Genomic DNA, 22,722 nt, shown 5'->3' with positions numbered 1-22,722 from the left:
ACTGGTGTTCCCGTAAAATAATCCCCAACAAAATATGTGCGGAGTGCTGGCCTGGAGCTGCCTTCGGACCCTATTGGCTGCTCACCGAGAGGCTCCGCTATGAAACGACCCCTTTATTACCTGCTGTGCGCGATCGCGTGCACGTCCATGGTCAGCGCGACGATGCCCACGGCAACCATCGCGGAAGCCATGCAGCCTCGGTCATCAGCCGATCAGCAGGCGCAAGCCGACGCCACGAGCAGCGGCACAGGCAAGGCAGAAGACGGCACCAACACAAATGCGACAGCAGATTCCGCAGAGGACAGCACCGCAACATCTACCGGCACCAGCCAGACCGACCCCGCGGACGCCAACACCGCAGACGCCGCCACGCCCGGCACCACCGCCCCATCCCTCCGAGCCCAAACCACTCCCACGCCCGAGGCGATCTACGCCACGTCACAAACCGGCTACGCCCACTCCGCCATGGCAACCCAAAACGGCGTCACCTTCACCGTCTCGTGGAACGACGCCCCCGCGGGCACCGCGACGACCTTCCACGTAAACCAGGCCAACGGCTCGTCCCAGGCCAAGGCGCGCATGGACGTGCCCACCTATTGGGACGGCGGCAGCCAGGAAAGCGTCTGCGACCCGTCGCGCCCGGCATGGTCCAGCTACTACAGCCTGGGCACCACGGGCCACGACTTTATCTTTGACTTCACTGCGTCGGGCACATATCGCATCTACTTCTACTTTATGGACAACGACAGAAACGACCCCCAAAACGACAAGGGGATCTACTACCTGCGCACCACGGCGGAGGTAACCGTAAACGATGCCGCCCGCCCGAGCGTCACGCAGATCGTCAATAACGCCGTGGACCTGTGCAGGCAGGAGACAAACGGCTCGGAATACGACATGGCGCTGTGGCTCCACGACTGGACGCTCGACCAGCTGGAGTACGACCACAGCCTCAACTGGTGCTCGGCCGAAAGCGGCCTCACGCGCCACCAGGGCACCTGCGAGAGCTACCAGCGCATCTACTCCAAGCTCCTTGACGCCGCGGGCATCGCCAACGGCCGCATCACCGGCAACGGCCACACCTGGAACGCCGTAAAAATCGACGGCAAATGGTGCCAGATGGACCTAACCTGGGACGACACCAGCGACAACTGGTACGGAGACCTGGACCAGCGCCATCTGTACTTTGGCCTGACCGACGAGCTCATGGCAATCGCTCACTCCGACCACACGGCAAACTACCAGAAGGACGGCTACGCCTACCGCTCGACCGACCTGTCCAACAATTACTTTGTGCGAAACGGCAAGGCTGGTGAATGGGCAGAAAAGTATGCCGACCGAATTCAGCAGCACCTGGATGCCAAGGAAGAGAGCTTTTCCATCGATGCCGACAACCAGTCCTTCCCGCCGAGCATCTCGGGGATTCAGAACGGAATTGTTGCGTATGCGATAAGTGTGAAGGAATGGAAGACTGGTAGCGCCAAAGTTGAACTAACGGCGAAATCTAACGTCTCAAAAGAATCAAACAACAAATGGAGCGCTAAGTACGACCTGAATGCTGAATACAAAACAACAGCATTGGGAAGGGTGTTTGACGACGGCCCCTACCGCCTCGCGACCGCCCTCGACGACCGGATGGCCGTGTCGGCCTCCGCGTCGGGCTGCTCGCTGTCCTCGGACGCGGGCGCCCTCCACCTCGAGCGCGACGGGGCGACGGGCCTCTACAGGATCTCCTCGGGCGGCCTCCTGCTGACCGAGTCGGGCAACCGGGCGGTGCTGGCCGAGGCGGACGGCTCCGCCTCGCAGCTGTGGCGCGTCTCGGCCCTGGGCGGAGGCCGCCACTCGTTCACGTCCGCCTCCGGGCTGGCGCTGGACGACCGGGGGCAGCGTACCTCGGAGGGCAACACGGTATGGCTCTACGAGCCCAACGGGGGGCCCGCCCAGGCGTGGCTGCTCGCGGACCCCGCGATCCCCCGCACGGTCGACGACGGCCCCTACCGCCTCGCGACCGCCCTCGACGACCGGATGGCCGTGTCGGCCTCCGCGTCGGGCTGCTCGCTGTCCTCGGACGCGGGCGCCCTCCACCTCGAGCGCGACGGGGCGACGGGCCTCTACAGGATCTCCTCGGGCGGCCTCCTGCTGACCGAGTCGGGCAACCGGGCGGTGCTGGCCGAGGCGGACGGCTCCGCCTCGCAGCTGTGGCGCGTCTCGGCCCTGGGCGGAGGCCGCCACTCGTTCACGTCCGCCTCCGGGCTGGCGCTGGACGACCGGGGGCAGCGTACCTCGGAGGGCAACACGGTATGGCTCTACGAGCCCAACGGGGGGCCCGCCCAGGCGTGGGTCCTTATCTAGCCTGCAAGATCCTATAAATACATTTTGACAACCTCCCGACATGATTCAGGGAGAAGCCTTCTTACTAATTTCTTGGTATAGAAAATTATTCCACGCTCTCGCCTTTTATACATACACTCAACGGAATGCCAACCACCTTCGACAAATGCGTCAATATAGAGCTGTCTGTCTTTTGGGAGAGCGCTAGGGTGACGGAGCTGATCGTTGCCCTTGGCGATGTCGTCAAATTCGACAGCGTACAAGTCCAGAGCATTAGTGGACTCAATGAATTCCCTTCCGCGTTCGTTATTCACCAGCAGGCAGGAGACGCCCTTCATCTGATTGAACTTATCAGGATTCTTAAGAACGTCAGGCCTATTTACCTCAACGCCCCAGAAATCACCGATAGTAAGATCACCAGCGCGGAACCTCCCAGCATAGGGGCACCTATAGCAGCTGTCGCGAAGCGTCTTAAGGTTCAAGAACATGTCGTAGTAGGGGGATTTCGCCGCAGGAATGGTGACCTCTCTTCCGTCCTCAAGCAGAAGAAGGAGGAGGAGAGAATATTCCCACCCCTCACGCTTACACCTAAACCGAAAATCAACCACGGGAGACCCAAGCTGCTTGCCATAGTCCTCAACGCAGTCCGCAAACATACGGCCGGAAGGAACACCATGGCAGACCAGGTCAACGGTCGTCAGGTTCCCATAATCGCGTCCGAGGAAGCCCCTAAGACCGGCGACTTGGCAAGGCGTACCGCAGAACAGGACCTGCCTGCCCTCACGAAGATCCGCCTTAACATCGGCAAAGCAAACTCCAGCATCGCTCTGCACATATTTTGAGTTGAGCAGTGGGAGAAGCTCATCAACGCTCGCCGCACGACGATGCAGCACTCGAAGCGAGTTCCCCTCGCGCTCATAGGCGGCGCCGTATGCAACCCCACCAGAGGAAATGTACTCACGCGCAACGGCACCGAAAACTCCACCAGAAGCGGACTCCGAGACATCATCTCTACCGGCAGCGGCAAAGAACGGTCCAGCGGAATTAGAGCCTATCCCCCGGTTGAGGCCACACGCCCTCGTGCACGCGCCGCAACCGATACAGAGATCGCTGTTAATTACAGGAAGAACAAACCCGTCCTTGCCCTCGGACATGGTAATGGCGCCTTTCGGGCAGCCGGCGGCACACGCCCCGCATCCGCAGCAATGCGACGGCGACTCAAACAGTGTGGGAACTTCGCCCCTTTTCACGGTAGACATGCAGTTATCCCCCTATTTGCGAGCCGAAATGAGCTTGCGCAGGATATCGGCATTCATGTAAACAGAAAAAACCAGCGCAATTGCCAGGCAGGCGATAGCGCCCCAGATGCCCGCACCGTAGGCGGACAGATAATAAAAAACGAACACGCCGACAATTGAAACCAAAGTCAAAACCTGCTCAACCCGGTCTTCGACAAGCTTCGTAAACTTAGCGACCTTAATTCTGCGGTACTCATTAACCACGATCATCGCCAAGAGCGTTGCAACAGATGCACCATATAGACCGAAGTGCGGAATCAACACAACACACAGAACGGCGCAAAGGACTGCAGACACCGCAGTGGTAGTACCCATAATTCCGGTCTCCTTATGTGCGGTAAAGATGCCACCGTAAAAGCCGGAGATGTTGCTGAAGTACGTCGCCAGGAGCAATATTGGCACATACAGCAGGCCCTCACCGAATGAACCCTTGATCAGGATGCCGTACACGAGGGGCATAAGTGCAGACATAAGCAGAACGACACTCATCATGAAACGCCTTAGCGCACGATACACAGAGTTAAAGAAAGTCGACTCGTCCTCATCGGAGTTGAGGGCGCGCGCCGAGCTCTCCTTCCAAGATTGATAGAAAAAGCCATACACCTGGTCCATGACACCGGGGAACTTGTAGGAGACGGCGTACACGCCGGCGGCAGAAGCACCGAGCGTATTCATGATAATCAGCCTGTCTAGCAGGTTGTTAATAGTCCAGGAAACCTTGTTGGGAATGAGCGGAAAGGAATACCGCAGGAGGTCTCGAGCATAGGAAATGGAAAAAGCCGACGGATCGATATAGCGCCAGAGCTTCCTCATGACCATGAACACGAGGGCAACACCGCCCTGCGCAACAACCGTGGCGGAAAGCATGCCCACAACGCCCCAATGCAGAACAGCGATAAACAGAACGTTTAGCACGATAGTAAGAGCGCTCGCAGTGAAATTCATGACGGAGTAACCCACGGTATCCCCGAAACCACGTAGGACCGCAGAAGCCATCTGCAGAAGCGCGCCAGCGATAACAAGGCCCACGACCCAGCCAAGATTATCTGGCCTAAATAGCAACCAGACCAGAATCGCCAAGACCGCAAAGCACGCGCAGCCAGCAAGGAGAACAGCGCAAGACGCGGTCACGGCCATAGACCGTTCCCCATCGGTGCGACAGTCGATGAGGAACCGAAACAGCGCTTCATCCATAAGTAGGGAGACAGCAGGAACGCAAAACAGGGCGATAGTGTTGATGTAGTCGACGGTACCATAATCGCCAGTGGAGAGAACCGATGTATAGAGCGGCAGTAGAAGAAACGAGACGAGTTTGGTTGCCATTCCACCCACTGCAATAATGCCGGTATTTTTGATGAGTCGACTTGCCTCTCCCATTACGAAAGCGCCTTTCTAAGATAGACCCATGAATGCTCACGCAGAGAATCAAGGAGAGAATCCACGGCACCCCAGTCACAAGGGGCAACATCGTCGGCACACATAACGTCGACACAACGAGCAGACAACCCGATATTGCCTAACAAGTCGCGCATACGCGCACCAGACTTATCTGTTGCATACACGCGGAAGGGCTTATGAAAGAGAATCGAGAATACAGTTGCATGAAAGGAATTGGTAAGAACGAGGCCAGCGTGCGCAATAAGCGAAACGAACTCCTCAGGGCCAACACCAAACAAGTTAATTGAATTTGGGATATCTAGGTTTTTTTCAGATATGTAAGCAACCTTCATACCCGTCTCTTCCGTCATCGCGACGGTGCTCTCAATAAGTTCGGGGCACTCGCGTAGTAGATAAATAAATATATATTCACCCTGCAAAACATCTTTAGATGCCATATCTGCGTAGTCTTCAGACTCCAACAAAAGTGTGGGATCTAAGACAACATCTATGGGCGCATCGACAAGGGGCTGGAATAACGGAACCGTCTCCTCCTCGCGAACAGACAGGAAATCAAACCTTGAGAGCAACTCGGATACAAGCTGTTCATCAAAATTCTCAGGTCTAAAGAAAGTGTGCGCAAGACTGGGAGCGTAAGCGACTCGACGTCTGTCTCCAGCAAATGAAAGGAAATAGGGACCAACAACACCTTGTGTGCAATCGAGATTCCAAATTTGATCGCTACCACAAATAAAGCAATCAAACTGATCTGCAAGCTCGCACATCTCCTCTTCATTTTGCCAGTGATAAGACTTCTTCGTCATGCCGAAATATTTATTTGAAAAATCCTCGAATGCAGTCTTTCTTGACAAATACCTATTTAAACAGCGCAATGTTCGCAGCGTTGCCTTTGGATGTCGGAGCTGAAGCAGCTTATACTGTTCATAATCATGAGAACGGTAGTCGATAATTTGCACTTCATGTCCCATATTTTCCAAAACCACTTGAAGCGCATGAGACTGAAGCGCAGACCCGAAGTTCAATGCGCCGTGAAAAGTAATCGTTCCGATTTTCATTATTTATCTGTTCCTGTTCACCCAAATATTAATTGCATCTGAAACACTAAGCCCAGAAACCCCCTGCGCCGCAAGGGCAAGAGAAGCGAGAAGATAACGGTTATAATCCGAAGAACGAAGAGATCTCTCGATATCCCTCCATCTGCCGTTTAACGATGTCTTCTTCGTCTTAAAATCATCAATTGAATTAAACGTGTCGCAACAACAAGCAAACATTGTTTTACGCGCGCTGTTGTCCAAGGCAACGGTTCTCCCAAGCAAAAGCGGCCCGAACAGAGGAAGAATACGATCGAAGTCTTCCTGAGAGTAAGAAATTCCAAGCTCCGAACGATAAGAAATCAATTCATCGAGAACCCAATACGAATCAAGGCCCTTAACATTAGTAGGGGTAGACTGCATAATGGATCCAGGACGGATTCGGTAATAATAGCCGCTCAAATCATAACAAGGCTCATCCTTGAAGATAGAATCAATCCATAACGGATGAATCAGATCTTCATACCATGCGCCTACGGGAAAACCTAGTCGATTCCAGACTTCACGACGATATAGTCTGCCCCACGGCACCATCCAACTAGCTCTATCGTTCTCTATCTCGCCAACCAAACCATCATCAGACATATATCTAAAAGTCGATGTAACGAAATCCGCAGATGTTTGAACGAGCCTGCTCCACATAGCCTCAAGATACCCTGGCCCGATCATGTCATCAGAATCCACGAACATGATGCACTTACCGCGAGAAACACTGAGACCCGCATTGCGCGCTGCGGAAAGGCCGCCGTTTACCTGGTGAATTACAAGAACATTGGGCATTAGCCCATACGAATCGGCTATAGCACCAGAATCGTCTTTAGACCCATCATCGACAATAATAACCTCAAACTTGCCAGAAAACTCCTGAGTCACAATGGAGTCTAGGCAGGCTTTGAGGTATTTCTCAACGTTATACACAGGTACAATAATAGAAATGTCGTAAGATACACTTTCCTTAAAAACAATCCGCATGAACATATTGGACGGTCTCAGGGAAACTATACTCAGCTTCGCCTTAGACGCATAGGTTATAGCATCGGAACGACGACTTAACCTGAGTAAACCATCATAAATAGGGCTGGAAAGTAAAAGTTTTATAGCTTTCTTAATTGAATTAAGAATCTGCAACAATTGACTCCTCCCATCTTCAAAGTCGAATAAAGATGCGCTTCCATCGATTCGGACATTTTAATCATGATGCCCTATCATGCAATCAACAAGACCAATCGCAGACAGCACCCCATAGAGGAATAGGCTACAAACAATAAATCACAAACGTAAGCGCCTATGGCCTCACCCAGAACATGAGGATGCTGGAGATCTTCTTTGAAAAAAGTGCGAAGACCAGCTTCTAAGCATCAACCGAAATAACTAAAGCCCTAGGAATGAATACACCGCACGACAGAACCAAGTCCTCTATGTCGGTTCAATCGTAAATGCTCGCCACTTAGTCGAAAGCTAAGGACAGGCTCGGTCAAGAATAATAATGCTCCATCTAAAGATATTAGTAAAAAGCAATAATGACCTGCATTATAGAAAGAGACGACGGAGGCACTTGAAGCTGCTCAGTATGTGCCGAACAGCAAAAGAAACGATACTGCAATTTGACAATACAAGACTATGAACATAGTCCGGACAATTGCTGATTCGCCTCCGATACTCGCTTTTAATTGTTCTATCAAATTGTTTTTTCACCTCTTTATCCACTTCACAATGCCAAAGAACTTCATCAAGATCACAATAGTGTCGACAGATACCCCTATTGGCATTTTTGACTGAATCGCTCGACCATTCACTCGCATAGCGAATCAATTCGTCGCTTACAAAGCTCCAATCAGATATCTGGTCTTCTTTAAACTGCTTCGTACTATTAGCGTCATGCTGACGATAGTAGTAAAGCGGTTCGTCAATGTGAAATAAACTCTTTGCGATATCGAAAACAGGAAGAAGTTGGCAAAGATCCTCACCGTGCATAAGGCCAACTCGTTTGGAGTACCACTCGTCACTGGCAAATAAATCTCTCCGAATGACCTTATTCCAAACACTATTGAAATCGCATCCGCACAACAGGCTTTTAACAGCATTAAATGATTCACCCGTATGCATACCAGAACAGATATCAACTTTTAACGAGGGTTTTATAGGCATCAATCCCATAGTGAAATCAAATGAAATGATATCAGCACCAGTCGAGGCAATTACATCGCATACCTTTTTAATGCAACCTTCAAGAAGTGCGTCATCGGAGTCGAGCGAAAGAATATAACGCCCACTTGCCACGCGAAGACCGTCTCGTCGTGCAGCGAGAAGACCTTCGTTGTCCTTGTGAATAACGAAAGCTCTCTCGCGCTTGTCGCAATAAGCATCGCAGATCTCAGGAGACCCATCGGTGGAACCATCATCCACAAGAATCACCTCAAAAGAGCCGGTTCCTTGAATATCAATAGATTCCAGACAAGCGGGGAGAAAACGCTCGGTGTTATATACCGGAACAACAATACTGATGTCAGGCGTTTCGTCAGTCATAAATAACTCCTAATAGTGCCGACGAATACGGAAAAAGATCGCAACTGCCGCCATATACAAACGTAATGACAAAATAAAACACGAAAAATAAAACACCCAGAGCCCCAGTTAGAAACCGCTCTCTGCCAAGGTTTTCAGACAAAAAGGGGTAAACAAAACCTGAAATGAAAAGAAAAGGGAAACTGAGTCGAATTAGCTCAGGACTGATGCTCGCAAGTTGAGCGAATAGGGAAGAAATTATGCCGCTGCTCGTATAGAAATTAAGCGTCCATCGATCGAAGCTCGTGTTCAAACCCTTACTACCTAACATCCATATAGCAAGGCAAAATAGAAAATAAATAAGCATTGTGGTATTAAATGAGCCCATTCCAGCGTGTTTGATCTGAAAGCTATATGACGGCGTAAATAGAGATACGAGCTCCATTACATCCGGGCCAATCATAATCACGCAAATAGTAAAAATGATAACGCCAACGCATGCAAGAAGTGCAACGGTCTTGTACGAACGTTCGCGCCCGCGGTTGAAGCATGAAATATAAATAATCCAAATAAAAAGTCCCATGATAGACATCTTGTGAAAGCCAACTGCAAGAACCAAATAAACAATAGCGGGGCCGCGTTTCTCGCGGAACAGCTCATAGACCATCATGACGAGCATGCTAGTAGCAATACATTGCCTAATTATGTTTAACGTATAACCAAACACAACGAAACAAAGAAAGAAACCTAAGATAGGATATCCGCGAGGGTACAACTTCCTAACAACTAAAATATAGGGAAGGAGAACGATGGCTTCAGAAAGAAAAAGAACAGCGTGGAAATCACCAGTCAGTCTCCCCAGAATCCAGAAGAGAATCACGAATAGCGGCTCTTGATCTGAGCAAGCACCCATAGCACCTGTGAGCGAATAATACTGCGAGGCGTAAAAACACCTGAGGGGATATGCCGAGGTATCGGTACCGACAGATGCATCGCGCAGCCCCGCCACCAAGCAAAGGGGGAGAACCGAAATAACCGCAAGAAGAAAACTGACGCGCTTATTAGTTATCTTTACCGAAAAATATAGCAATGCAATATGGGACACAAAGGCAATGAAGTAGATTGGCATCTCTACACCTGCTTTGTATATCGTTTGTAAACTGTTGATTTTCCTCCGGTCGAAACCGTGTCGAAAACACCAACATAACAGTTAAAACCATCTTGAAAATAGATGTTATACAAAAACCCGCCGTGGCATTCAGTAACGTTAAACAAATGCGCGCCAGTTGATAAACTCATCTTATTAACCTTTAATTATAGGAGTTACCCGATCGCCTTACCAGAAATTGCAGCATATAACGCATAGAAAGCGTTATGAACCCTAGGAGAGATAGAAAAGAGAGCACAACGCAGTCTCCATATTGAACAAGCATATGGGTTCTTCGATGCCCTCCAAGCAAGCCCTCGAGCATTCCTCAAATAATTCTGGGCTTCAGCCTTATCATCAAATCCGTCCGGATCAACCCTCATTGCAACGCGGAGCGTACAGAATGACTGGAAGCACTCAAACTCGCCCTGAAATTCAGGCTCGGCAAATTGTCGAACTGTCTCAATAGCCCTGTCCATGTCTTTAGCATGCTTGGAACCCTGGTTCTTGAGCGTCGTAATGGAACCAGGTCTCGTCACGTATGCATAGAAGCACGCATCAGAGAATGCAACCTTTTGAATTTTGGAACAAATGTTAGCAATTACGCCCATGTCTTCGAAGAGCTGCCCCTCAGGAAAGACAAGGTCGCTAATAAGAGATCGTTCAAAGAGCTTTCCGCAAGCAGAGCCACTCTCACCGCTTAATAATAGAAGTTTTCGAAAATGATCAATTCCAGATTCAACATGGAATTCTACATTCTGATCTATCTTATAGTTATCAAGGACAGGCGTCTTCGCAAAGGAGCCGATAACGAGCGGAACTTGATACTTGTCAGCCGCTTCGACCATCAACTCAACAGTTCGCGAATCGATCAAATCGTCCCCATCAACATACATGACATAATCACCGTGGCACCTTTGAGTACCAAAGTTACGCGCAGAAGAAAGACCACCGTTCTCCTTATGCAAAATCTTAAATCGCGTGTCTGACCCAACGGCATCTTCAATAAGATCGATAGTATTATCAGTACATCCATCATCTACGATAATATATTCGATATTCGAATAAGTCTGACCAAGCAATGAGTTTACGCAAGGAAGCGCAAACATACCCACGTTGTACATGGGAACAATGACACTAACCAGAGGCTTATCAATATCAGAAGCCATATTTCTAGGACCTCCTGAGAAAATAACGATATATCAATGCTCTAACGGAATTTGGCATCAGACAGACGGCGGCATGCGGCAAATAAGAACAGAAATAATCACGTTTTGTGAAATAGCCACGCTCAACTTGAGCCCGCTTAAATGCTTTAGCGTACTTAAGATACTGCGAGCCGCCCCTGCGAGCATAGAAATCCTCACTAACGCGCATCGCAACAAGCGGTTCCTTCAGGTTATCCGCCTTGCAGCCACATGCGAGCATCCTGTTAAAAAGGTCCCAATCCTCAAAGTAGAGAAAGTCGGAACTGTAGTTACCAGCCTCCATAACTTTCGACTTTCTAAACGTCATGGGAGGGTGACGAAAGGGATTTCGCCTTTTGGAATAAGAACGTATAGCATCGATGCCCTTGGGAAGGTCAGTAGCCGCAACAGGTTCATTGGGAGACGTGACGAATTCGATAACATCGCTTCCGACCATATCGAGCCCGCTATCAATAGCGGCAAGCTGTTTCTCCATGCGATCCGGACGAGCAATATCATCAGTGTCCATACGAGCAACAATTTCGTTAGAGCAAGCAACCAAGCCTTGTCGCAACGCGTAGCCAAGCCCATGGTTTTTGTCATACGAAACAAAATTGAACAGTCCGGGATAAAGGGAGTCATAATCTTGGAGCACGTCTTCAAGCTCTTGCGTGAGGGGACCATCCTTGACCATGACAATCTCGGCAGGAGAGACCGTTTGGTTCAACATACTGTCTAAAGCTTGAACTAAATAGGTAGGATTTTCTTTTTTGTAAATGCTCATCAACACACTGTAGGAAGAAGTAAGGTTTGTCGGCATCTATCGTCCCGTTCTCTTCTTACCAAACATGGCCCCGAAGGTACCAGTAAAGCACTTCCAATCCATAGCAAAACAACGGTTTTGGACATAGCGAAGCTCAATCTTCTGACGCAGGCCGCTCTCGAAGGTTGCCTCGTTACGATCGGTTGCCTGCCACAGACCAGTAATGCCAGGCTGGACAGAGAGAAGCTCAGCCTTTTCCTCGTCGGAAAAGTGCTGCTCAAGCTCATCCCTTGTAATGGGACGCGGTCCAATAACGGAGAGGTCGCCATTCAGCACATTGAGGAACTGCGGCACCTCGTCAATGGAGCACTTACGAATAAACTGACCAACCCTGGTAATGCGAGGATCATCGTCGACCTTGCGCTCGACTTCCCACTGATGTAGCTGCTCAGGGCTCAGGTACTTACGCACGTCGTTTGCATCAGCGACCATACTGCGAAGCTTAAAAATCTTGATTGTCTTTCCGCCCTTGCCAACGCGATCCTGGGTGTACATAGGGCTGCCGGGCGATTCAAGGCAAATAAGCGCGCAAACCACAGCAATAGGAATCAATAGAAGAACACTCATCAAAAGACTAAACACAAGGTCAAACAGCCTCTTGACGATGCGATACCCAAGCGTACCGCTCGGCCTTATCTGATTGAAAGCCAGCGCACCAACCGTTGATGCACAACTCTCTGTTACTTCTTTAGCAGCCACAATAAAACTCACGTTCCTGTCCCCAGGAACCCCCCCATAAAACAAAATGCTATGAATCCAAACAGCCGGTGCAACGTCTCCCTTACGTTTTGCTGGGAACGTCGAGCGGCAGCAGCTCCCTAAATGTGGAGTCGCCCTCGCCCACGTCTACCAGGCACCAGCGCTTATGACGGTCAATCTTCTTTACACGGGCCTCTTGCCCCACCAAAGGGCCCTGCTCTATGTGCAGCACGCCGTCTACTATGCGCGCAACGCTATTGCGCACCACACCGTCGTCGTCCAGCACGCTGCGGTACCAATCCTGCGCATCATCCGGCATGGGCATGTACGCCCGCTCCCTACTGCCGGCGATGCGACAGCCAAAGCTCAGCTGAGCCAAAGCCCTATCGAGCGCGGCGGCATCGTGCGTGGCGACGAAGAAAAATTCCTTATACATAGGTTTGGTTTGGAGCGACCATGCGCCGTCCCGCTTAAACCAGAACTCCTTTTGCATCACAAAAGCGTCCTGCATAAGATTGTGCGGGATAATGCGGCGGACCTTTTCGCAGGTCTCGCGCTCTTTTCCATGGGGGGTGTGGACCAGATACCAGCGGACGCGGCCGTGCTGGCTGTTGGTGGTGACGCCGTTAAATGCGCCCGGCAGCTGCTCTTGGCGCCGTGCCGTCTGTTCCATGTTCTCGCCCCCTCTTTTTGGCTTTGCGATGCACGCAAATGCAGGGGCGTTTAGAAAAGGCTTCTCGCTCGCAGGTAGGCGCAGTCGCAAAAGTACAGGTTTTTGTATCTTTCGGGATACGATATTATACGCGCAATTAATCAGCGTTTGCCCAGATTACGCAAATTTTACTGCCATTAGGTGCATCTCCATACCCCTCTATAAAAACCTGTACCTTTTTGTGCAACAAAAAAAGCCGCTCAACCAGCGGCTTTTCTTATTTGGACATGAAAAAAGGCGACCGCCCTTTGTGGACGGTCGCCTTTTTTAATTGTTGTGAAGCTCGCCTTAGACGCGAGTCTTGATCTCCTCGGTCACCTTAGAAACAAACTCGTCAACGCTCATCTGAACGGTCTCGTTGGAGCGGTCGCGGACGGAGATATTGCCGGCCTCGACCTCCTTCTCGCCCAGGATGAGCATGTAGGGCACGCGGTCGATGCTGCGGGCCTCGCGGATCTTGTAGCCGATCTTCTCGTCGCGGTCGTCGCAGACCACGCGAATGCCGGCCTCCTCCAGCTTGGCGCACACCTCGTGAGCGTAGTCGCGGCTCTTCTCGGAGACAGGAAGCGCCTTGACCTGCACGGGGGCCAGCCAGGTGGGGAACTTGCCTGCAAAGTGCTCAATCAGAATACCGATAAAGCGCTCGATGGAGCCAAAGCATACGCGGTGCAGCATGATGGGGCGCTTCTTGGTGCCGTCGGCGTCCACGTACTCCAGGTCAAAGTTGAGCGGCATCTGGAAGTCGAGCTGGACGGTGCCGCACTGCCAGGTACGACCGAGCGAGTCCTCCAGGTGGAAGTCGATCTTGGGGCCGTAGAAGGCACCGTCTCCCTCGTTGACCTCGTAGTCCATGCCCAGCTGCTCCAGGGCAGTGCGCAGGCCCTCCTCGGCGCGTGCCCAGTCCTCGTCCGAACCCATGGAGTCCTCGGGGCGGGTGGAAAGCTCAACGTGGTACTTAAAGCCAAACTTCTGGTACACAGAGTCGATGAGGTTGACCACGCCCACGATCTCGTCGGTCAGCTGGTCGGGACGCACAAACAGGTGTGCGTCGTCCTGGTTAAAGCAGCGCACGCGGAACAGGCCATGCAGGGCGCCGCGCAGCTCGTGACGGTGCACCAGGCCAATCTCGCCGGCGCGGATGGGCAGCTCGCGGTAAGAGTGCGGCTTGGAGGCGTACACCAGCACGCCGCCCGGGCAGTTCATGGGCTTAATGCAGTACTCCTCGTCGTCGATGACGGTGGAGTACATGTTGTCCTTGTAGTGGTCCCAGTGGCCCGAGGTCTTCCACAGCTGCTTGTTCATGATAAGCGGCGTGGAGATCTCCACGTAGCCGGCCTTGTGGTGGATCTCGCGCCAGTAGTCCAGTAGCGTGTTCTTAAGGATCATGCCGTTAGGCAGGAAGAACGGGAAACCGGGGGCCTCGTCGCGCATCATAAAGAGGTCCATCTCGCGGCCAATCTTGCGGTGGTCGCGCTTCTTGGCCTCCTCCAGCATGTGCATGTGCTCGTCGAGCTCTTCCTTGGTGGCAAAGGCAACGCCGTTGATGCGGGTGAGCATCTTGTTGTCCTTGTCGCCCTTCCAGTAGGCGCCCGAGACGCCGGTGAGCTTAAAGGCCTTGAGGGCCTTGGTGTAGCAGATGTGGGGGCCGACGCACATGTCGATGTAGTCGCCCTGCTGGTAGAAGGTAATGCGGGCGTCGTCGTCCAGGTCGCCGATGTGCTCGACCTTGTACTTCTCGCCGCGCTCCTCCATAAGGGCGATGGCCTCGGCGCGGGGCTTCTCGTACACGGAGAACTTGAGGTTCTCCTTGACGATCTTCTTCATCTCGGCCTCGATCGCGGGGAAGTCGTCCTCGCTGATCTTGACGCCCTCGGGCAGGTCGACGTCGTAGTAGAAGCCGTTGTCGGTCGCGGGGCCGTAGGCAAAGTCGGCCTCGGGGTACAGGCGCTTGATGGCCTGCGCCATGATGTGCGCGGCGGAGTGGCGGATGACGTGCGTAACCTCGTCCTGCGGGAGCTCGGCCACCGAACCGTCATTGTAGAGTGCCTTCATGGGTATGTTTTCTCCTCTCGGATGCCTGATGCAAGTGCGTGCGATGCGCTCGGCGTTTTTGACTTGCATCATTATAGGCAGGTTGCCTTGGTATACAAGCGCCCGCCGCACCTTAATGGCACGGCGGGCGATTTTCTACGCATGCTTCATCGTGTGGGGCGGGTTGCGTGTGTGGCTTGCGGTGTGCCCGTAGCTTGCGGCCGGCCCGGCGACGGATGCGTTACTGGATGCGAGTTCGGCAGTAGGGGCAGACCTTCCAGTGCGCATCGAGCGGGCGATGGCAACTGGGGCAGACGTTGCGAACCTGGGTGTCGCACACGGGGCAGACAACGAAGTCCTTCTCGATGGGCGCGCCGCACTGCGGGCAGGTGCCATACTGGGCAAGCTGGCGCTCGCGCAGAGCCATGTCCAGCTCCTGCTCTTCGCGGTCGGACGCGTAGGAGTGCGGGCGCAGGACCAGGTAGGCAATGAGGCCTACAAACGGGATGAGGGCGATGATGCCCCATGCCACGTAGGCGCTGGCGCCGCGGCGGCGAGCGTCGATGAACACATAGACGACCGACAGCACATACAGGGCGATGATAAAGCCGACGAAGGCATAGACGACGCCCATAAGCTGCGGCGACATGAGCTCGGAGATGTACTTGGACATTACGGGTACCTTTCGGAATATTAACAGTCTGGTCAAGTTTACCACGGGGTTTGTTTATATGGGACCACGGCTAGGGGCGGGGCTGATGCGGACACAAACATCTCAATCTGTAACAGGTGGAGGCGGAATCCGGGTCTAGATGTTACAGATCGAGACAAACGGAGGGGCCGCCTGGCAAACGTCTCGATCTGTAACATCTGGAAACAAAATCCTCGTCGAACTGTTACAGGTCGAGACGAACGGTTGCCGTAGTTGTCGGCAGACGAGGTTGTCGACGTTGCCGGGTCTCCCCTCGTCTGCCGTTGGCGGGTGTTGCGGGGCTGTTCGCCGCATTGCCGCCGCATTGGGGGTGTGCAGACCGTAGGATAGTCTTATTGACATCCTGTCAACTTGTCTTGGAGGCACCGTGACAGAAACGTTTGATATCGCGATTGTCGGCGCGGGCATCACAGGATGCGCCATCGCACGGCAGCTCGCGCGGTTTGACCTGTCCATTTGCGTGGTCGAGGCGGCTAACGATATTGCGCTGGGCGCGTCGAAGGCCAACGGCGGCCTGGTGCACGCCGGTTACGATCCGGCACCGGGCACGGTTAAGGCGCAGGTCAACGCCCGTGGCTGCGAGTTGTACGGTACGTGGGCACAGGAACTGGGCTTTCTGTTCTGCCGCACCGGGTCGATGGTGTTGGGCTTTAACGACGAGGACCGCGCGCATCTGGAGCAGCTGCGGTGCAACGGCCTGGCCAACGGCGTACCCGAGCTGTCAATCGTTGGCCCCGACCGCATCCATGAACTTGAGCCGCGCGCCAGTGCCGATGCAACGTGCGCGTTGTGGTGCCCCTCGACTGGGTTTGTCGACCCGTTTGAGGTTGCCATCGCCGCGCTGGAGAACGCCGTGGCCAACGGGGTGACGTTTATGCGGTCCGCGCCGGTGGAAGCGATTGAGATCGCGGGCTCGGGCGACGACGCGCGCTTTACGCTGGCGACCTCCACTGGCAACGTGCGCTGCCGCTACCTGATCAACGCCGCGGGCAACGGCGCCGCCGACATCTCGCATATGGCGGGCGCCGAGGAGTTCCAGATGGTCTGGCGTCAGGGCAACATCGTGGTGCTAGACAAGGAACCGCGCACGCTCATGCCGCTCTACCCCGTGCCGACTCCGGTGTCGAAGGGCGTTATCGTGACGGGCACCGTGCATGGCAACACCGTGATCACCGCCACGGCCGCCGTGCGCGAGCCGGGCGATACGCAGACCTATGCGAGCGATGTGAATGCGCTGCTGACCGGCGCGCGCAAGCTGGTGCCCGATCTGGATACGCGCCGCGTGGTGCGCGCATTTGCCGGCGGGCGTCCGGTCATTCAGAGAACGAACGACTTCTTTATTGGACAGTCGGCCGTGGTGCCGGGGCTTTTCCAGGCGTCGGGCATTCAGTCGCCGGGTGTGGCAAGCGCGCCGGCCATTGCCGAGCGCATGGAGCTTGTGATGCGTGAGTCGGGCGTGGAGATGCACGAGCAAACGGACTGGAACCCAATTCGCCGCGCGCCGGACGATTTTGACCGCGCATCGCTGGCGCGCAAGGAGGAGCTGATCGAGTCCGATCCCGCGTGGGGACAGATTGTCTGCCGCTGCGAGACGGTGCCCGAGGCCGAGATCGTGGCAGCGATTCGGCGCCAGCCGGGCGCGGTTTCGGTCGAGGGCGTCAAGCGCCGCTGTCGTGCCGGCATGGGTCGGTGCCAAAGCGGCTTTTGCCAGAGCCGTGTGGTGGCGATCCTGGCGCGCGAGTTGGGCTGCGATCCCGGCGAGGTATTACTGGAGGACGCCGGCTCCTGGCTGGTAGAGGGCCCTTTGAAGGGGGTGCGCTAGGATGGCGGAATTCAAATCGAGTGCGATTGATTGCGGCGTCGTGGAAGCCGTACAAACGCAAACCTTCGACGTGGTCGTTATCGGCGGCGGACCTGCCGGCATGGCGGCCGCGCTGGCCGCGCATAAGGCAGGCGCACGCGTGGCCATCGTGGAGCGCGAGCAGCACCTGGGCGGCATCCTCCGCCAGTGCATCCACCCCGGCTTTGGCCTGTCTCACTTTAAGCAGGAGCTCACCGGTCCCGAGTACGCGCAGCGCTTTATCGACCAGGTGCACGCAACCGACATTGCGCTGTTCCTGAACAGTATGGTGCTTGGGATTGATTCAGGCGAGCCTACGGAAGACACCGCAGTCCATACCGTCACGCTTATGAGCCCTGCCGGCATACTGCAGCTCACCGGGCGCGCGGTCGTCCTTGCCATGGGTTGCCGCGAGCGCACCCGCAGCGAGATCAAGATCCCCGGCAGACGTCCCGCCGGCGTGTTTACGGCCGGCCTGGCGCAACGATACATCAATATCGAGAACCTCAAACCCGGCTCGCGCGCCGTCATTTTAGGTTCCGGCGACATCGGGCTTATCATGGCACGCCGCTGCACGCTCGAGGGGATTTCGGTCGAGGGCGTGTACGAGATCATGCCATACGCCAACGGCCTGCGCCGCAATGTGAAGAACTGCCTGAACGACTTTGACATTCCGCTGCATCTGTCTACCACGGTCACGCGCGTGATCGGGCACGACCGCGTGGAAGCCGTCGAGGTGAGCCAGGTCGACGAGCGCCTGGCGCCCATTCCGGGGACCGAGCGCATTGTTCCGTGCGACACGCTGCTGCTTTCGGTGGGCCTGATTCCCGAGAACGAGCTTTCGGTTGCCGCAGGCGTTGAGCTTGACCCACACACGCGCGGCGCCGTGGTGGACCAGAGTTTGCAGACGGGCGTGCCGGGCATCTTTGCCTGCGGCAACGTACTACACGTGCACGACCTGGCCGACAACGTGACGACCGAGTCCGAGAGGGCTGGCGCAACTGCAGCGGCGTACGCGATGGGGGCCGGCGCGAGCGCCGTTCCGGACTGCGAGCTCACGGTCTCCCCTGCCGGCATCGCGGGCTACGCGCTGCCGGGACGCATTACGGCCGCAGCGCTCACCAAGCTCAACTTCCGCGTGCGCCGGCCAGTCAATGCCGCCTGCGTGAGGATCTTGGCCGACGGCGAGGAGCTGTTCGTCGGCAAGGCCCGCGCGTTTAAGCCGAGCGTTATGGAAAGCTTCCCGCTGCCGGCAAAGGCCATCAAACAAGCGCTCGACCTTGGTGTCAGCGAGATTGTTCTGTCCGTCGACCCCGTTGAGGAGGCGTAAAGCCATGAGTACGAACGCGACCAAAACGCTGCAGTTCAGCTGCACCACCTGCCCATCCGAGTGCCTCCTGACCGTAGAGGTGGAGCGCGATGCCAATGGCACCGTGGTGGAAGTGTGCTCCGTAACCGGCAACAACTGCCCGCGCGGTGATAAGTTCGCACATCAGGAACTCACCTGCCCCATGCGCGTGCTCACGACGACCGTGGCCGTCTCCGGCGGCGACGAGACACTTCTCCCCGTACGCACCGCCGAAGCCATCCCGCTAAAACTCCACGCCCAAGCCATGGCCCTCATCCGCGGACTAGTGGTCAAAGCCTCCATCCGCATGGGCGACGTAGTCCTACCCAACCTCCTAGACACCGGTACCGACCTAATCGCCAGCATGGACATCGACCGAGCCTAAGTAGCTCATTTGGGACGGGGCTCTTTTAACTACCCCGCCATCCACCCGGTCCTCCTCCGCAGTTGCGGTGAAATACGGACTGTTTTATGGCTTCAGGCCGCTAAACAGTCCGTATTTCACCGCAACTTATGAGGGCCGCACGGGATGCAAAGGAATGTCCCGAAGTGCCGGCATAAAAGGAAATTCCCTATCTGCCGGGCATGGGATACCATGGTGGCACCCTAGCGAAAGGACGATGTATGGCACATGTTGATGACCAGCGTGTGGCGCGCGTGCTCGATGCGCTCGAGGCTCAACACCCCGGCGCGCAGCTGCTCGTAAACGACCCGTGGTCGATTTATTACCTGACAGGCTTTTATGCCGATATGTTCGAGCGTTTTTGCGGCGTGCTGCTTGCACGCGGCAGCGAGCCCGTGATCTTGGTCAACGCGCTGCACCAGCTGCCCGAGTATGACAATGCCCGCGTTGCCTACCACACCGACACCGATGTCGTGGCCGACGCCATCGCGCGTGAGATCGACCCGACCAAACCGCTCGGCATCGACACCGTCATGCGCTCCGGCTTTTTGATGCCCCTCATGGAGCGTCACGCCGCGAGCGAGTTCTTCCTAGGCGACTTTGCCGTCACCGCCGCACGCACCCACAAGGATGCCGCCGAGCAGGAGCTTATGCGCGTTTCCTCGGCAGCCAACGACGCCGTGATGGCCGACGCCATCAAGCTCGTTCACGAGGGCGTGACGGAGCGCGAGATTGCCGACCAGATGCTCGGCCTGTATCGCAAGCACGGCTGCGAGGGCTTTAGCTTTCCGCCGATCGTGAGCTTTGGCGTCAACGCCGGCGACCCGCACCACGAACCCGACGGCACCGTGCTCAAGCGCGGCGACGTGGTACTGTTCGACATTGGTGGACGTCACTGCAACTACTGCTCGGACATGACGCGCACGTTCTTTTGGGGCGAGCCGGACGAGAAGGCGGCACACATCTACGACATCGTGCGCCGTGCCAACGAGGCCGCCGAGGCGCTCATCGAACCGGGCGTTCACATGTGCGACCTGGACCGCGCCGCGCGCGACGTGATTGAGGATGCTGGCTACGGTAAGTACTTTACGCACCGCCTGGGTCACTCGATCGGCCTGCAGGATCACGAGCCTGGCGACGTCTCGCTCGTCAATGAGCAGGTTGTCGAACCGGGCATGACCTTCTCTATCGAGCCGGGCATCTACCTCCCCGGCCGCACCGGCGTCCGCATCGAGGACCTGGCCCTGGTGACCGAGACCGGCGTCGAAATTCTCAACGCCTACCCCCACGATCCGGTCCGCCTAGACTAGGCAATGCGGCAAAGGGGCGGCCCCTTTGCCGCATCCCACCAAAACCGCGCCACAAAAACGGCCTATCTACTACGTTTAACCCGCATGAGTCGACCATGCGGGTCTTTTTTAGAACCAGCAAGCCATCTACCTGCGGTTTTAATTTCGCGATGTTCCGTGTGCTCGAGGGTAGTCGGTAAAACGTAGTAGATAGGCCCATTTCGTGGCAAGCGAGTCAACTCGGGGCACAGGGCAGCCAAAAGCCCCGTCCCAAATTGGCTGCTTTTGAGTTGCGGTGATATACGGACTGTTTGAGGCTTCTGGCTTATAAAACAGTCCGTATTTCACCGCAACTGATGAGGGGATGGGTTAGCGGAGCAGACCGGCTACTTCGCCGGCTAGGGTGATGGTGCCGGCGGCTACGAAAGGCTCGTCTGCGGCATCGAAGGCCGCGAGGGCCTCGGGCACGCTCGCGTACACGCCCGCGAGCTTATCGGCGTCCACCAGGGCGGCGAGCTCCTCTGCCGGCAGGGCGCGATCGGAATCGGTCTGGGTCACGACCACGCGCGGGAAGGCCGGAATCAGCACGTCAACGATACCCGCCACGTCCTTGTCTGCCAGCGCAGCGCACAGCAGCGTGGGGCGATTTTCCACGCACGGATCGATCTCGTCCAGCGCGCTCACAAAGTTCTCGCAGCTCTGAGGGTTATGGCAGGCGTCGATCAGCTTGAGGGGATCGGTCCCCAGCACGTCAAAACGACCCGGTGTGGGACAGCCCATAAGCGACGCATCAAGCGCATCGTGGTCAAGCTCGCGGCCCAGATAGCCCTCGCACAGCATAATCGCGCACGCAGCATTCTGCGGCTGATACGCCGGCTTGACCATACTCGACGTATAGATCGCACGCGGCGTGGTGCAGCTAAACTCAACCGTGTCGCCCACATGCGCCGACACCTTAGTCGTGGCGTGGCTCACCACAAGCGGCACGACGCCGCACTCGCGGCAACGAGCATCCATCACGCGCTGAACGCTCGCCTCGTGTGTGCCCTCGCCCAGCACAACCAGGCGTCCCGGTTTGATGACCGCGGCCTTCTCCCCCGCAATGGCCTCGAGCGTGTCGCCCAAAATACGTGTGTGATCGAGCCCAATGCCCGTAATGGCAACGGCGACGGGATCGGTCGCACTCGTGGCGTCCCAACGACCGCCCATGCCAACCTCGAGCACGGCAACATCCACCGCGGCCTCGGCAAACACTACAAGTGCAGCAGCCGTCAACAGGTCAAATGGTGTGATGGAATAGGCACGCTCCCCCGCCGCCACACGGCGCGCATTCACGCGATGTCCCGCCTCAACAGCCGCCGAAACGCCACGGGCAAAGGCCTCATCGCTCACAACGCGCCCGTCAACCTCCATGCGCTCGGGATAGCGCACAAGCTGCGGCGACGTATACAGCGCAGTCTTGAGTCCCTCGCCGCGAAGAATGGCAGCCGAAAAACGCGTCGTCGAAGTCTTGCCATTGGTACCGGCAACCTGAATGCAATCAAAGTACTCGTCCGGACGCCCCAGCTCATCGAGCATATCGACAACCGTCTCGAGCAGAGGACCAGCATCCCCAGAAATCCGCCCCGTATCAGCAGCCAAAGCAACAGCCTCACCAAACGAAAGCAAATCAAACGAGAAAGGAACGACATACGACCCAGAACGCTTAGCCATAACCCAAAGTCCCCTCAACATAAAAAGAGGCCCGAATCAACAACGAGCCCCTCCCATACAAAATATCAGCCAAACACCGCTTTGCAGCGACCTCAAGGCCACAACCAAGTGGCCCCACCAGGCAGCGGATGCCTCCGTAACCGCCATGGGAGCGGTTTGGGGCTTTGCTCGATACAAGTTCCGCACGAGCCGAAG

General features: G+C 55.4%; 18 protein-coding genes. 5 read left to right on the top strand and 13 right to left on the bottom strand.

Translation table 11 applies throughout. The features are described 5' to 3' along the window. Positions 1-99: 99 nt before the first annotated feature. Positions 100-2,352, top strand: a complete 2,253-nt coding sequence (locus AAAV44_RS03140; RefSeq protein WP_349114513.1) for a transglutaminase domain-containing protein — start codon at positions 100-102, stop codon at positions 2,350-2,352. A gap of 11 nt (positions 2,353-2,363) precedes the next feature. Here the strand turns inward: AAAV44_RS03140 and AAAV44_RS03135 are convergent, their stop codons facing one another. The 12 genes from AAAV44_RS03135 to AAAV44_RS03080 all read right to left on the bottom strand — a co-directional run bounded on the left by AAAV44_RS03135 (position 2,364) and on the right by AAAV44_RS03080 (position 15,895). Next, positions 2,364-3,590: a Coenzyme F420 hydrogenase/dehydrogenase, beta subunit C-terminal domain gene (locus AAAV44_RS03135; protein WP_349114512.1), complete on the bottom strand. Its 1,227-nt coding sequence runs from the start codon at positions 3,588-3,590 to the stop codon at positions 2,364-2,366. A gap of 12 nt (positions 3,591-3,602) precedes the next feature. Then, entirely contained in the window at positions 3,603-5,006 is a 1,404-nt protein-coding gene (locus AAAV44_RS03130) for an oligosaccharide flippase family protein (RefSeq protein WP_349114510.1), read from the bottom strand. Then, complete coding sequence (locus AAAV44_RS03125; protein WP_349114509.1) at positions 5,006-6,082, bottom strand: polysaccharide pyruvyl transferase family protein; 1,077 nt, start codon at positions 6,080-6,082, stop codon at positions 5,006-5,008. The genes AAAV44_RS03130 and AAAV44_RS03125 overlap by 1 nt, the downstream gene beginning before the upstream one ends. A 3-nt stretch (positions 6,083-6,085) precedes the next feature. After that, positions 6,086-7,249, bottom strand: coding sequence for a glycosyltransferase (locus tag AAAV44_RS03120; protein ID WP_349114507.1), 1,164 nt, complete (start codon positions 7,247-7,249; stop codon positions 6,086-6,088). 399 nt (positions 7,250-7,648) lie between these two features. Next, the gene (locus AAAV44_RS03115) at positions 7,649-8,644 is read right to left on the bottom strand and encodes a glycosyltransferase family 2 protein (protein WP_349114505.1); all 996 of its coding nucleotides are present in this window, start codon (positions 8,642-8,644) and stop codon (positions 7,649-7,651) included. Beyond that, entirely contained in the window at positions 8,637-9,752 is a 1,116-nt protein-coding gene (locus AAAV44_RS03110; protein ID WP_349114503.1) for an EpsG family protein, read from the bottom strand. The genes AAAV44_RS03115 and AAAV44_RS03110 overlap by 8 nt, the downstream gene beginning before the upstream one ends. Before the next feature lie 194 nt (positions 9,753-9,946). Then, positions 9,947-10,939, bottom strand: a complete 993-nt coding sequence (locus tag AAAV44_RS03105) for a glycosyltransferase family 2 protein (protein WP_349114502.1) — start codon at positions 10,937-10,939, stop codon at positions 9,947-9,949. Between the two features lie 4 nt (positions 10,940-10,943). Next, a complete protein-coding gene (locus AAAV44_RS03100) occupies positions 10,944-11,777 on the bottom strand; it encodes a glycosyltransferase (protein ID WP_349114500.1) in 834 nt (277 codons plus the stop codon). Next, entirely contained in the window at positions 11,778-12,491 is a 714-nt protein-coding gene (locus AAAV44_RS03095) for a sugar transferase (RefSeq protein WP_349114499.1), read from the bottom strand. It lies immediately after the preceding gene. Between the two features lie 70 nt (positions 12,492-12,561). Continuing rightward, entirely contained in the window at positions 12,562-13,152 is a 591-nt protein-coding gene (locus AAAV44_RS03090; RefSeq protein ID WP_349114498.1) for a hypothetical protein, read from the bottom strand. 327 nt (positions 13,153-13,479) lie between these two features. Further along, positions 13,480-15,243 carry a threonine--tRNA ligase gene (thrS, locus tag AAAV44_RS03085; protein ID WP_349114497.1) on the bottom strand — a complete coding sequence of 588 codons (1,764 nt, stop codon included), beginning with the start codon at positions 15,241-15,243 and terminating at the stop codon, positions 13,480-13,482. Between the two features lie 220 nt (positions 15,244-15,463). Then, on the bottom strand, positions 15,464-15,895 hold the full coding sequence (locus AAAV44_RS03080) for a zinc ribbon domain-containing protein (RefSeq protein WP_055251579.1): 432 nt from the start codon (positions 15,893-15,895) through the stop codon (positions 15,464-15,466). 406 nt (positions 15,896-16,301) lie between these two features. On the opposite strand from AAAV44_RS03080, the gene AAAV44_RS03075 reads away from it, so the two are divergent. The 4 genes from AAAV44_RS03075 to AAAV44_RS03060 all read left to right on the top strand — a co-directional run bounded on the left by AAAV44_RS03075 (position 16,302) and on the right by AAAV44_RS03060 (position 20,835). Further along, on the top strand, positions 16,302-17,756 hold the full coding sequence (locus tag AAAV44_RS03075; RefSeq protein ID WP_349114496.1) for an NAD(P)/FAD-dependent oxidoreductase: 1,455 nt from the start codon (positions 16,302-16,304) through the stop codon (positions 17,754-17,756). Position 17,757: 1 nt separating this feature from the next. Continuing rightward, positions 17,758-19,104: an FAD-dependent oxidoreductase gene (locus AAAV44_RS03070; RefSeq protein ID WP_349114494.1), complete on the top strand. Its 1,347-nt coding sequence runs from the start codon at positions 17,758-17,760 to the stop codon at positions 19,102-19,104. Between the two features lie 4 nt (positions 19,105-19,108). Beyond that, positions 19,109-19,507, top strand: a complete 399-nt coding sequence (locus AAAV44_RS03065; protein WP_349114493.1) for a DUF1667 domain-containing protein — start codon at positions 19,109-19,111, stop codon at positions 19,505-19,507. Positions 19,508-19,746: 239 nt separating this feature from the next. Then, on the top strand, positions 19,747-20,835 hold the full coding sequence (locus AAAV44_RS03060) for an aminopeptidase P family protein (protein ID WP_349114492.1): 1,089 nt from the start codon (positions 19,747-19,749) through the stop codon (positions 20,833-20,835). A 348-nt stretch (positions 20,836-21,183) separates the two neighbouring features. On the opposite strand, the gene AAAV44_RS03055 is transcribed toward AAAV44_RS03060, so the two are convergent. Continuing rightward, positions 21,184-22,527: a Mur ligase family protein gene (locus AAAV44_RS03055; protein ID WP_349114490.1), complete on the bottom strand. Its 1,344-nt coding sequence runs from the start codon at positions 22,525-22,527 to the stop codon at positions 21,184-21,186. Between the last annotated feature and the right edge of the window lie 195 nt (positions 22,528-22,722).

The sequence above is a fragment of the Collinsella sp. CLA-AP-H1 genome (assembly GCF_040092945.1).
Taxonomy (GTDB): domain Bacteria; phylum Actinomycetota; class Coriobacteriia; order Coriobacteriales; family Coriobacteriaceae; genus Collinsella.
This window is presented reverse-complemented; position numbering and strand designations above follow the sequence as displayed.